The sequence below is a fragment of the Bacillus stratosphericus genome (assembly GCF_020524495.1).
Taxonomy (GTDB): domain Bacteria; phylum Bacillota; class Bacilli; order Bacillales; family Bacillaceae; genus Bacillus; species Bacillus stratosphericus_B.
Map to the genome: position 1 here is coordinate 40,830 of NZ_JAIVLB010000013.1, position 12,521 is coordinate 53,350.

Annotated in this window: 14 protein-coding genes, 1 pseudogene and 1 riboswitch; of the genes and pseudogenes, 10 read left to right on the top strand and 5 right to left on the bottom strand. The window is 40.1% G+C overall.

From position 1 onward, the window contains the following. Positions 1-45: 45 nt before the first annotated feature. A riboswitch (SAM riboswitch) is annotated at positions 46-165 on the bottom strand. Positions 166-246: 81 nt separating this feature from the next. After that, complete coding sequence (locus LC033_RS07070; RefSeq protein WP_226567561.1) at positions 247-738, bottom strand: YajQ family cyclic di-GMP-binding protein; 492 nt, start codon at positions 736-738, stop codon at positions 247-249. A gap of 237 nt (positions 739-975) precedes the next feature. Between LC033_RS07070 and LC033_RS07075 the strand changes: the two genes are divergently transcribed. The 3 genes from LC033_RS07075 (at position 976) to LC033_RS07085 (ending at position 4,582) form a co-directional block, all read left to right on the top strand. Further along, the gene (locus LC033_RS07075) at positions 976-1,824 is read left to right on the top strand and encodes a CvfB family protein (protein WP_226567565.1); all 849 of its coding nucleotides are present in this window, start codon (positions 976-978) and stop codon (positions 1,822-1,824) included. 134 nt (positions 1,825-1,958) lie between these two features. Next, a complete protein-coding gene (locus LC033_RS07080) occupies positions 1,959-2,936 on the top strand; it encodes a BMP family lipoprotein (RefSeq protein ID WP_226567567.1) in 978 nt (325 codons plus the stop codon). Further along, complete coding sequence (locus LC033_RS07085; RefSeq protein WP_226567568.1) at positions 2,933-4,582, top strand: methyl-accepting chemotaxis protein; 1,650 nt, start codon at positions 2,933-2,935, stop codon at positions 4,580-4,582. Before LC033_RS07080 ends, LC033_RS07085 begins: the two co-directional genes overlap by 4 nt. Before the next feature lie 39 nt (positions 4,583-4,621). Here LC033_RS07085 and LC033_RS07090 read toward each other — a convergent pair whose 3' ends face one another. Further along, positions 4,622-5,473 (bottom strand): DegV family protein, encoded by an 852-nt coding sequence (locus LC033_RS07090; protein WP_226567569.1) that lies wholly within the window; start codon positions 5,471-5,473, stop codon positions 4,622-4,624. A 141-nt stretch (positions 5,474-5,614) separates the two neighbouring features. Between LC033_RS07090 and LC033_RS07095 the strand changes: the two genes are divergently transcribed. Both LC033_RS07095 and LC033_RS07100 read left to right on the top strand, forming a co-directional pair. Continuing rightward, the gene (locus LC033_RS07095; RefSeq protein WP_226567571.1) at positions 5,615-6,457 is read left to right on the top strand and encodes a YitT family protein; all 843 of its coding nucleotides are present in this window, start codon (positions 5,615-5,617) and stop codon (positions 6,455-6,457) included. 14 nt (positions 6,458-6,471) lie between these two features. Beyond that, entirely contained in the window at positions 6,472-6,927 is a 456-nt protein-coding gene (locus LC033_RS07100; RefSeq protein WP_281430317.1) for a BsuPI-related putative proteinase inhibitor, read from the top strand. A 62-nt stretch (positions 6,928-6,989) separates the two neighbouring features. On the opposite strand, the gene LC033_RS07105 is transcribed toward LC033_RS07100, so the two are convergent. The 3 genes from LC033_RS07105 to LC033_RS07115 all read right to left on the bottom strand — a co-directional run bounded on the left by LC033_RS07105 (position 6,990) and on the right by LC033_RS07115 (position 8,228). Then, positions 6,990-7,181 carry a DUF3813 domain-containing protein gene (locus LC033_RS07105; RefSeq protein WP_024425070.1) on the bottom strand — a complete coding sequence of 64 codons (192 nt, stop codon included), beginning with the start codon at positions 7,179-7,181 and terminating at the stop codon, positions 6,990-6,992. Next, positions 7,178-7,327 carry a competence protein gene (locus LC033_RS07110; RefSeq protein WP_226567572.1) on the bottom strand — a complete coding sequence of 50 codons (150 nt, stop codon included), beginning with the start codon at positions 7,325-7,327 and terminating at the stop codon, positions 7,178-7,180. The genes LC033_RS07105 and LC033_RS07110 overlap by 4 nt, the downstream gene beginning before the upstream one ends. Positions 7,328-7,415: 88 nt before the next feature. Then, positions 7,416-8,228, bottom strand: coding sequence for a Cof-type HAD-IIB family hydrolase (locus LC033_RS07115; RefSeq protein ID WP_226567573.1), 813 nt, complete (start codon positions 8,226-8,228; stop codon positions 7,416-7,418). A gap of 135 nt (positions 8,229-8,363) precedes the next feature. On the opposite strand from LC033_RS07115, the gene LC033_RS07120 reads away from it, so the two are divergent. The 5 genes and pseudogenes from LC033_RS07120 to argJ all read left to right on the top strand — a co-directional run bounded on the left by LC033_RS07120 (position 8,364) and on the right by argJ (position 12,509). Continuing rightward, entirely contained in the window at positions 8,364-9,149 is a 786-nt protein-coding gene (locus tag LC033_RS07120; protein ID WP_226567575.1) for a prolyl oligopeptidase family serine peptidase, read from the top strand. A gap of 46 nt (positions 9,150-9,195) precedes the next feature. After that, a complete protein-coding gene (locus tag LC033_RS07125; RefSeq protein ID WP_226567576.1) occupies positions 9,196-9,504 on the top strand; it encodes a metal-sulfur cluster assembly factor in 309 nt (102 codons plus the stop codon). A gap of 124 nt (positions 9,505-9,628) precedes the next feature. Continuing rightward, a pseudogene (locus LC033_RS17020) lies at positions 9,629-10,093 on the top strand (MFS transporter). A gap of 137 nt (positions 10,094-10,230) precedes the next feature. Next, the gene (gene argC / locus LC033_RS07130) at positions 10,231-11,268 is read left to right on the top strand and encodes an N-acetyl-gamma-glutamyl-phosphate reductase (protein ID WP_226567578.1); all 1,038 of its coding nucleotides are present in this window, start codon (positions 10,231-10,233) and stop codon (positions 11,266-11,268) included. Positions 11,269-11,288: 20 nt separating this feature from the next. Further along, entirely contained in the window at positions 11,289-12,509 is a 1,221-nt protein-coding gene (gene argJ, locus LC033_RS07135; RefSeq protein ID WP_226567580.1) for a bifunctional ornithine acetyltransferase/N-acetylglutamate synthase, read from the top strand. The last annotated feature ends 12 nt before the right edge of the window (positions 12,510-12,521 follow it).

Consider the following 12,521-nt stretch of genomic DNA (forward strand, 5'->3'; position numbering starts at 1 on the left):
AGCCTTCTGATAAGAAGAAGACTTTTGGCTGTATCGAAATTCTTCTCCTTATCTTCCAAGCAGTTGCTTGCTGGATTTAGCACCTTGGTCATAGAAACATCTATTTCTACTACACCGGTTGCTGAGGCTTCACAGGGCCAGTCCCTCTGCCTCTCTTGATAAGAAAACGCTATGAACATGTCAATGAATTGAACTTCCATCAACTGTATCGAAAAAATCGGAAATAATCAATGGAAAATTTGAAATTTATCGAAAATTTATAAATTGGACATCAATCGGCAAATCAGCTTTTCGCATGAGTGACATGACCGCTTGTAAATCATCTTTATTTTTTCCTGTGACGCGCACTTGGTCATCCTGTAATTGAGATTTTACTTTAAGGCCAGACTGCTTAATGAGTGCATGGATCTTTTTGGCATTGTCTTTATCGATGCCGCTAATCAGCTTGGCGCGCTGACGGACTGTCCCGCCTAGGGCATGCTCGGTTTTTCCGTAGTCAATGTTTTTAGTTGGTACATTTCGTTTAATCAGCTTGGTCACAAGCACATCTTTTAGCTGTTCAAGCTTAAAGTCATCATCAGAGATGAGAGAGAGCTCTTCTTTTTCGAGTGAAATATCACTTTTACTCCCTTTAAAATCATAGCGGTTTTTGATTTCTTTAAGCGCTGCTTGAATGGCGTTTTGCACCTCAGGGAGCTCTACCTTCGATACGATATCAAATGAACTTTCTTTTGCCATAACGCATGACCTCCATTTGTAGATATTGCGTCTATCTTATCATGCAAATAGGTGAAGAAGAAATTTTATTGAACAGACAAATCAAAGAGTTGAGTTGCATGGGGTATAAATCGAGTGCAGTTTGTCCACTTTAGCTAACAGAACTAGAGATGTTCATGTTGAAAGAAGTATAGTAGAATAAAGTGAATCAAATGATGAACGAACGCTCTTTAATGGGTAGATAGGAAGGAAGAGAACATGAGACCAGGTGAGCAATTGACCTTGCAAATAGATAAAGAGATGGAGTACGGCTATTTTTTAACAGATGGTAAAGATTCTGTCCTCTTACACCGCAGTGAGATGACAGAGGATATTGAAGATCGAGATGAAGTAGAAGTCTACTTATATGTAGATCATGGTGAAAGACTGGCAGCTACGATGAAAATACCTAAAATCAATGCATATACATACGGTTGGGTAGAAGTCGTAGACGTTGTAGAAGACATGGGTGCATTTGTCGATGTTGGTTTGTCAAAGGATGCACTTGTTGCAACAGAACATCTTCCGCCTTTTGAGGAAGCATGGCCAAAAAAGGGAGACAAACTATACTGTATGCTAAAAGTCACAAGCTACGGTAGAATGTTCGCAAAGCCAGCCACTGAAGATGTGATCAGCGAATTGTTTACTGAGGCGCCGGATACCTTCATGAACAAAGAAATTACGGGGACGATTTATCGCTTAATTGCAACAGGTTCCTTTATGTTGACAGACACAGGGGTGAGAGGATTTATCCACCGTACAGAACGAAAGGAAGAACCAAGATTGGGATCGACCGTTACAGGCCGCGTGATTGCGGTGAAGGAAGATGGAACTGTGAATGTCTCCCTTCTTCCTAGAAAACAAGATGCGTTATCTATCGATTCAGAAGAAATTTTGACCTATCTAAGAAGCCGGAATGGCGCCATGCCTTACTGGGACAAAAGTGACCCAGAAGATATCCGAGAAAGATTTCAAATGAGCAAAGCTGCCTTTAAACGAGCATTAGGTCATCTGATGAAAAATGATCAAGCCTACCAAAAAGAAGGCTGGACATACGAGAAAAAGTGAGCATTTCCTCACTTTTTTTATTTTTGTTATAAATAATAGGGTTTTTCAGTGAAGAACCTCTTTTTATCATTGAAATAACGCTCCTCAAATCCGATAAGAAAGGAGTAAGGATGATAAAAGGAGTGTGTTTTTGGATGAAAGTGAAGATTTCATTACTTCTGATGGCAGCCATGGTTATAGTGCTCGCCTCATGCAGCAATCAACAGGGAGGACCACCGAAATCAAATGTGAAGCGGATTGGTGTTATGCTGACAGATGGTGGTCTTGGTGATCAATCATTTAACGATTCATCATTTAAAGGATTAGAAAAAGCACGTGACGGGCTTGGCATTGAATTTGATTATAGAGAAATTGCAGAAACTGATACATATGAAAAAGGGCTGACAGAGCTCGTAAAAGATGGCAATGACCTCGTCATTGGTATAGGCTTCAGCGGCCAAGAGGAATTAGAAAAAGTAGCAAAAAAATATCCAAAGAAGCAATTCTTGCTGATTGATGCCGTATCTGAACTGAAAAATATCACCTCAGTGACATTTAGAGAAGAGCAAGGAAGCTATTTAGCTGGAGCACTTGCTGCCATGACAACGAAAAGTGATGTCATTGGTTTTGTTGGCGGCGTCGATGCAGATGTGATCCACCGTTTTGAAAAAGGATTTCAAAAAGGCGCAAAATTTGTGAACCCGAAAATCAAGATATTATCCACCTATGCAGGTACGTTTAGTGACGCAGGCAAAGGCAGTAAAATAGCCAAAGAAATGATCAAAAAGAAAGCAGACGTTTTATATGCGGTAGCAGGCTATACGGGTGTTGGTGTATTAAAAGAAACGCAATCACAGGGCAAATATGCAATCGGTGTGGACAGTGATCAATACTATACAGCTGAAAAAGCCGTCATTTCATCCATGGTCAAAAAAGTCGATGAAGTGGTCTATCAATTCAGCGAAGAGCTTGTAAAGAACAATCAAATTAAAAGCGGTCACATTGTCTATGATTTAAGCAATGACGGAATCGATATGGCAAGAATTCGAGTGCTCAAAGATGCTGAAAAATTGACCAAAAAAATAAATGGACTGAAGCAGACGCTTCTGAAAGAAGAGGGGGCATCATCATGAGCTTAAATGTCAAAATTTTGCTCAACTCACTGATCTCACTTCTTTTAGCGGTTGGTGTCATCGCTTTTATCATTATTAGCATGACAAAGATTCAATCATCAAACGAAACAGAAGTTCAAACCTTACTGAACGTACAAAAAACGAAAGCAAGCTTTGAAAGTGTCGAACAAGCTATGACCAACTATTCGTTGACACTCTCAGATGAACAGCTCGAGGATGTTCAAAACGATATTTCTACAGCAAAAAAGAATGTGCAAACGTTAAACAAAAATGCAGGGAAAATGAATAAAGAAGCATTAACGAGGCTAAATTCAAAGTTTGATACGTGGACCAAAGAAGCGAACAATGCCATTGGTGAAAAAAATGCATCCGATGCAAGACTTGTAGCAGCAAGAATTGATGGTGTCTTAAACGACGTACATACGATGAATAAAAGAGCTCAAGAAGCGTATGAACAAAATTTAGTGAATACAGCAGAAAACGTGCAGTGGATTATCACAAGCGCATCAGTCGCAGCTCTTACACTGATGGTCATTGCCGTCTTTTTGAATATTGGTTTAACGAGATCCATTGTGACACCAATCAAATCACTCTCTTACCGAGCAAAGCAGATAGCAGAAGGAAACCTGGCTGTCGAGCGGATGAACACCCAGCGTAAAGATGAAATTGGCGGCTTAAATGAATCATTCAATCAAATGACAGATCAGCTCATAAGTCTCATTAAAGAAATTAGCAATGTATCAAGTCAAGTGGAGACATTTTCGATCCAGTTAGACGATGAAAACAAAAAGCTGATGGAATCAGCGAATCAAGTGTCTGTATCCACAGACGAGATGGCAAACGGTTCACAAGCCATTTCTGAGGATCTTCAGTATAGCGTTCGTTTAATTGAGAAAATGGATCAGCATGGACGTAAAAATTCGGAGAGATCACATACAGTCATCCGCAGTACAGAGGATGCTATTGAAGCAGTGGAAAGCGGAAAGCACACGTTAACAGAAACAAAAGTAGTGATTGAAAAAAATACACATGCAACAAGACAAATTGAGCAGTCAGCAGGAGAATTTACTCAATACGCAAGTGGAATCTCTGCAATGGCCAAAACGGTCTCTGACATTGCGGGCCAGACAAACCTCCTCTCGCTAAATGCGGCGATTGAAGCGGCAAGAGCAGGAGAAGCTGGAAAAGGCTTTGCTGTTGTAGCAGATGAAATTCGTAAGCTTGCAGATGAATCGTCTAGGGCAACAAGACAAATCTTTGACATGGTCGGTCATATTGAAAGAGGCATTCAGTCCATTAGTCAAACTGTACAAGAAGGAGTGAAACTCTCTCTTCAACAGCAGGATGCGATGGACAAAACCTCACACTCCTTTGAAAATATAGAAACAAAAGCACAGCATATTAAACAAGAAATGGCATTTTTAAATGAACAAATTATTCAATCGACAGAGCTTGGTGGCCAAGTGCTGCATTCAATTGAAAATATTAGTTCCGTTGTAGAAGAAACAGCAGCAGGCAGCGAAGAAATTTCTGCCTCAGCCAATGAACAGCTACAATCGTTCCATCAAATGAACAAACAGGTAGAAGAGCTAATGAGTATGACGACTAGGCTAAATGAAACTGTTCATCGATTTAAGCTTTCATAAGAAAATCACCCTTCCCGTGATGTTGGGGAAGGGTGTTTTTTATTGTTTGCCTGTAAAAAAGATCGCAAGCGTTCCAGGGCCTGAATGGGACCCAACAGCTGCACCGATGATATGAATATCTATTTCATTTGGATGAAATTCTGTTTCAATTAATTGTTTCATTTCTTCCGCAAGTGCAGGATCATCACCATGGCTAATGCCAACTGTTTGGTTTGACCAGTCCGTTCCGCGCTCTTTCATCAGCTCGATAATGCGTCTTAGCAGTTTTTTACGTCCACGAATTTTTTCAAGCGGAATCAGTTTTCCATCCTCTACATGTAAAATGGGTTTAATGCTTAATAGACCACCAACAAATGCGGACGCTTTACTGATTCTTCCGCCTCTTGCTAAATACGATAAATCGTCTACAGTAAAAATATGTTGTAAAGATTCACAAAAATGCTTTACAGACGTTTCAATTTCTTGTATTGTACCGTCAATGGCAAGTGATTGAGCATGTTTGACAGCAAGTCCGTAGCCAAGTGAAGCACATTTAGAATCAATGATTCGCAGATCGAAATCTGGGTATTCTTCCTTCACTTCGTTTGCCATCATCACAGCTGTTTGGTATGTACCTGAAAGCTCTGATGAAAAGGCGACATAAATGGCAGATGTATGGGTTTGTGCGACAGAAACAAAGGCTTCCTTGATCCGGTTTGGTGAAGCCTGTGACGTTTTTGGACTTGCGCCTTGTCTCATCGCATCAAATACTTGTTTAGGTTCAATGGTGATCAAATCCTCAAATTCCTGCTCGCCAAGTAGCACACGCAGCGGAATGAGTGTCATGTTATGTTCATCATAATAAGAAAGAGGCAGATCAGCAGCACTGTCTGCTATGATATGAACAGTCATCAAAATCCCTTCTTTCTAAAAGAAATTAGCCATATTAACATCTTTTTTAGACTAACTATATCATAGAAATCATCTTTTCGTGTTCAAATTCTAAATTTTAGGGAAAACCATTGAGAGAATGGTAAGTGGAGGAATGACAATATGTTTATTGGAGAAGCAAAAAAACTCATTGTCGTCGTCATTGGTGCATTACTTAATGCGATTGGACTGAATTTATTCTTAATCCCAGCTGACGTTTATGCGAGCGGTTTTACAGGGATCGCCCAGCTGTTATCCAGTTTCATTGATCAATATGCGCCATTTTATTTATCAACAGGGATCCTATTATTTATATTAAATATTCCAGTTGGGATTTTAGGCTGGAAGAAAGTTGGCCGCTCCTTCACTTTGTATAGCATTATCAGTGTTGCACTGACAACCATTTTCCTCGGTATTTTACCAGAGACGAGCGTTTCTGAGGATATTTTGTTAAATGCTGTGTTTGGCGGTGTCATTTCTGCACTTGGTATTGGGATGACGCTGAAATACGGAGCATCAACAGGCGGCCTCGACATCCTTGCAATGATCTTAGCAAAATGGAAGGATAAGCCAGTAGGGACATATTTCTTTATTTTAAACGGAATTATCATTTTTACAGCAGGATTATTACAAGGTTGGGAGAAAGCATTATATACGCTTGTCACATTATATGTGACCACAAGGGTCATTGATGCCATCCATACAAGACATGAGAAGCTGACGGCGATGATTGTGACAAAGAAAGCTGATGAGATCAAAGAAGCTATTTATGGAAAAATGGTAAGAGGCATTACGACAGTACCTGCCAAAGGCGCATTTACCAACGAGCAAAAAGAAATGATGGTGATTGTCATTACGAGGTATGAGCTGTATGAACTTGAACAAATTATAAAGGAAGTTGATCCAAAGGCCTTTACAAATATTGTTCAAACAACCAATATTCTTGGATTTTTCAGACGAGATTAAAAGGTGGTTATAAGATGAAAAAAGGTTTTGTGCTTCTTTTCGTTCTATTTGCTTTAGCAGCTTGGGGACAACAAAAAAAGAACGAACCAGACAAGGAGGTATCCGGTCAAATGGGAGAAAAAACAGTTGTACTCACAGTAGACCCCGTCCAAAAAGGTTCTTCGGTTCAATTTAACATGTCACTGAAAAATGAATTAGATCGAGATATTGAATTTACATTTAACACAAGCCAGATATTCGAGCTAAGTGTGTATGACGAAAACGGGAATGAACAATATCGTTACTCGAAAGATCGTATGTTCACACAGGCCATCCAATCTTTTGTGCTTAAGAGAGATGAAACGTATGATTTTCAAGATACTTGGTCAAACGGTGTGAAGCCTGGAATGTATGAAGTGGATGTAACGTTTAAAGGAAAAGCAGAAGGGCTGAAGCAAATCACAGAAAAGACAACGTTCCAAGTAAAATAACCGTGTTGCTTGATGAGAATAAAAAAGCTGTCCTTGACCAGATAGAGGACAGCTTTTTTACGTTAAAGATCATCAAGCAGGTCTTGGAAGGTATGCAACTGGTTTCTTTCTGCATCTGTCGAGTTGGCAAATGCAGATGATACGGCATTTTTTGCTCGCTTTACAGCCTGTTGACGCTCTAACCCAGATGAAAATGAAGAAGTAAGGGCTTCTTCAGTAAATGATTTGGCTTGGTCAAAAAGTTCGTTTCTCACAATGAACCTCCAGAAGCATCAGTCTTCATATCTCGTCTGTCTGCAACTTCTTCAAGTGTAGAACGATAAGGAAAACGCGAGTCATGTAGACTGACTGAATCTTTACCTTGTTGTATAAAGCGTTTCGATTTGCTTCTTTTACCCATTCGGAATCCGCCCCTTTACACAAGCTGACAGGTCAACCTGTCTAACGGTAGTATGCCCGCTTCCTTCGGCTATGTATGAATGGAAAAATTAAAGCGAGAAGTAATTCGTTAGGAATTTTGCAATTCCATCATGTTCATTCGTATCTGTGATTTCATTTGAGACACGTTTTACTGCATCAATCCCGTTTCCCATCGCAACGCCGCATCCAGCAAATTCAAGCATTTCTAAATCATTGTCTTCATCTCCAAATGCCACAATCCGTTCTTGCGGAACGCCATAATAATCACTGATTTTTTGCAGTCCGACGGCTTTGTTCATGCCTGTTTTAATGATTTCGATCACGTGCCACGGAGCAGCCCATCGTCTGTGATCAATTACCTCTGCATGAACATCTGTTAAATAGCTCCGAATGGCTCCGACATCTTCTTCTTTTGCATGAATTAAGACACTCGTCACATTCTCTCCAAGATTGTCCCTAAGGTCTCCAACGGTTACTTTGTTTGCATTCATATTAAATATATCAATGAGCTTTTCATCATGATAATGGAAATACAAATCATCTAACACTTCAGCTAACACATTGTGAACTTTATACTCTTCACTAATATCCACAAGCTGTTTGACGACTTGAAGATTAAGTGATGTGTGAAATCTACCCCATTTTTCATCAAGAGGATGATGGACAAACGCTCCGTTAAAGTTCACAATCGGTGAATCAAGTTGTAATTGTTGATAATAAGGAGAGCTGGAACGAAATGGTCGGCCTGTTGATATACATACATGATGCCCGCTGTCTTTCACTTTTTGAATGACGTCAAGTGTATGCGCAGAAATGGTTTTATCATCTTTTAATAACGTGCCATCCAGGTCAAGTGCGATTAAATAAGGTTTAGTCTCCATAAAATCTCCTTTGATCTGTAAGTGATAGGAGGCCATTAGTGCGGCGCCTCTATCTATAGTGTATCTTTATCACATCTTCATTGTCTACATGTTAAAATAAACAAAGACGGGAATGATAAGGAGGATTCATAGGCTGTGATCAGCATTGATGAGCAAATTGAACACGATATTCCATTTTTACATATCGTAAAAGCTGAAAATAAAGACAAACTGCTGCCACTTGTATTTTTTATTCATGGGTTTACAAGTGCACGCGAGCACAACTTACACTTCGCCTTTCATTTGGCGGAAAAAGGTATGAGAGTCATTTTGCCAGACTGTGCTTATCATGGTGTAAGATCAGAAAATCTTAGCTTAGAGGAATTGGCATCGAAATTTTGGGAAATTGTCCTGAATGAAATTCGTGAAATCGACATACTCAAAACCCGTTTTCAAGAAAAAAATTTGATTGAAGCGGACCTAATAGGCGTTGCTGGTACATCCATGGGAGGCATCACCACCTTTGGCGCACTTGCTAAGCATGATTGGATCAAGGCGGCTGTCAGCCTGATGGGCAGTCCGAAATATACCACTTTTTTTAAGGCGCAAATTATGGACATGCGTCATAAAGGTCTGATGAAAGACATCACGGACGAAAAGGTGCATCAGCAATTAAACGCCCTTCGTCCTTATGATTTAACGCTGCAAACGGATCGATTAAACAAAAGACCACTTTTATTCTGGCATGCGGAAAACGATCCTGTTGTCCCTTATCGCCACGCAAAAGCACTATATGACGAGTTAGCGGCAACCCAATATGAGCAAGACCCGCACCTGATTCGTTTTATCATAGATGAACAAGCAGGCCATAAGGTCACCAGACAAGCGATGTTTGAAACAATTGACTGGTTTGACACACATCTGAAAAGCACAAATATTTAGCCAAAAGAGAAAGTACGTTATACTAGTGGAAAAAGGAGTGGATATCATGGATGAAGCAATGAAAGAAAATATTTTAGGCGCCCTAGAACAGGTGATTGATCCTGAGTTAAATGTTGACATCGTCAACCTTGGACTTGTCTATGATGTCAATTTAGATGAGAATGGAAAAGCAGATATCACGATGACCTTAACATCAATGGGATGTCCTCTTGCACCAATTATCGTAGATGAAGTCAAAAAAGCATTAAGTGACCTGCCTGATGTGAAAGAAACAGAAGTTCACATCGTATGGAATCCGCCTTGGACACGTGACAAAATGTCAAGATACGCAAAAATCGCTCTTGGAATTCAATAACCTGATATGAAGAACGCCTGATATGAGTTTGACTCGTACCAGGTTTTTTTTGTGGAAAATTAAGGTAAGGGAAAAGAATGGCTTGAAATAATAGATGTAATTTTTATAGAACGGAGTATCTATAATGAAAAGAAAATGGGAAGATTCTTTTGTTGGATCAAGTTATTCACAGTTTGGTCTTGCCACGGTCTGTTTGGTTTAAGTGGTGCGTTGATTCATTTATGATTAGGGAAACTCCCTGAAAAACCGACAGGCGTCTCTTTTTAATGATTCTTTCGTTTGGAATGGCTTTTCTTCTGTTACTTTTTCCACATATAACAGAAGTAGAGCAAGTGTATATATGATTAGCTTTCACTTGGTGGTTTCAAAAGCACGGGGAGAAACTGCTCGTCACCGAACTGACAACTGAGAAGAAAAGAATGAAAGAAGTCGGACACTACCATTTTTGGACAGTACTTTATTCATTCATCGCCATTATGCTTGGCGGAATGGATGTTGATTGTTTACCGTTCATTTCATTTTTTATGCAAGCTCCTTATTATATTTATGCAGTGAGCTCATGGACATCAATATCAAAAACGAAAGATAAATCCTCATGTCTCACAAAGATATGAGGATTTTTTGATGAAAAAAAACAAAAACAAATATTAAATATACAATTGAATTAATTTTTATACATGTTATAATGTTAAATAATTTCACAAAGATCAAGAAGGTGTATTCACGTTGAAAATAGGTATTATAGGTGCTACAGGTTACGGTGGTGTGGAATTAATTCGTATCTTAAGACACCATCCACATGTGGAGGAATGTATATTGTATTCATCAAGTGGTGCTGGGCAATCATACATTCAATCTTATCCGCATCTGACAAACATTGAAGATCAAACATTAAAAGCGATTGATCCGGCTGCCATCGTGCCAGAAACAGATGCTGTGTTTTTAGCGACACCAGCAGGCGTATCAAGTGAACTCACGCCAAAGCTCATGAATCAAGGGGTGCCGATCATTGATTTATCAGGTGACTTGCGTATTCAAGATGGAGCAACGTACGAAGCTTGGTATAAACGAAGGGCAGCAGATGAAGCATCCATTCAACAAGCTGTGTACGGTTTATCTGAATTGAATCGGGAAACAATTGAGCAGGCGGAAGTCATTGCAAACCCAGGCTGCTTTCCTACTGCAGTTCTTCTTGGCTTAGCACCGCTAATAAAACAAAATCTAGTCGATGAATCCATGATCATCATCGATGCGAAAACAGGGGTGTCCGGTGCCGGACGTTCTGCTTCACTTGGAACGCATTTTTCAGAACTAAACGACAACTTTAAAATATATAAGGTGAATGAACATCAGCATACACCTGAAATAGAACAAGTATTAAGAGAATGGAATCCGCAAACGGCGAACATCACATTTTCAACGCATCTTGTCCCGATGACAAGAGGAATTATGGCGACGATGTATACACAATTGAAATCAGATGTCACAAAAGAAGAATTGATGAAGCGTATGAACGGCTTTTATGAAGATTCCTATTTTGTAAGAGTCAGAGATCATGGAGTGTATCCACAAACAAAAGAAGTATATGGCAGTAACTTCTGTGACATTGGCTTTCATTTAGATGAGCGAACAGGTAGATTGACCATCGTGTCCGTCATAGACAATCTAATGAAAGGCGCGGCCGGCCAAGCGGTTCAAAACTTCAACATCATCAAAGGCTTACATGAAGAGGCGGGTCTCACAATGACACCTCTTTATCCATAAGAACAGGGGAGACAACAAACATGATCGAATTAAATGAAAAAAGCATTATCAAAATAGACGGGGACGTATCATCACCAAAAGGCTTTGAAGCAAAGGGGATTCACATTGGATTACGCTATTCTAAAAAAGACCTGGGCTTGATCGTTAGTGAAGTACCAGCAGCGAGTGCAGCTGTATACACACAAAGTCACTTTCAAGCTGCGCCTCTACAAGTTACACAAAAAAGCTTGAAGAAGATAGGGCAATTAAAAGGTGTGATTGTCAATAGTGCTATCGCCAATGCATGTACCGGTGAGCAGGGATTGAAGGATGCATACGAGATGCAGGCAGCCTGTGCAGACATGTTAGGGATAGCGCCTGATTACATTGCTGTTTCTTCTACTGGTGTCATCGGAGAATGTCTGGATATGGATAAAATCAAAAAAGGCATCACTCAGCTGAAAGAAGCAAAAGCAGAAAAGGGCCATTTTGAAGAGGCGATTTTAACGACTGATACGGTCATTAAAAATACAACATACACCCTTACGATAGACGGCCAAAACATCCTGATTTCTGGCGCAGCGAAAGGCTCTGGCATGATTCATCCGAACATGGCTACCATGCTTGGCTTTCTCACAACAGATGCAAATGTCGAACAGGAAGCCTTACAAAATGCGCTTCGTGACATTACAGACGTGACCTTTAATCAAATTACTGTCGATGGAGAAACATCGACAAATGATATGGTACTTGTGATGGCAAATGGAATGGCAAAAAATGATGTGCTGAATGAAGAGCATCCAGAATGGCCATTGTTTAAAGAAGGCTTAAAACTAGCTTGTGAGGATTTAGCGAAAGAGATTGCAAGAGATGGAGAAGGGGCAACCAAATTAATCGAAGCAAAAGTCGTTGGCGCTAAAAATAACTTAGAAGCAGGCATCATTGCGAAAAAAATCGTTGGTTCAAGTCTTGTGAAAACAGCCGTATATGGAACAGACGCAAACTGGGGCCGGATCATCGGAGCGATCGGTCATAGCGCAGCTTCCGTTTCACCCGAAGAGGTTGAAGTCTATTTAGGCGGACAATGTCTGTTTAAACAGAATGAACCGCAGCCTTTCTCAGAAGAGGAAGCAAAAGTGTATCTAGAGCAGGATGAAATCACGATTTTGATTCAAATGAATGAAGGGGAAGGTGAAGCGGCAGCATGGGGCTGTGACCTTACCTATGATTACGTGAAAATTAATGCGAGCTATCGCACATAATGAAGGGGAGAG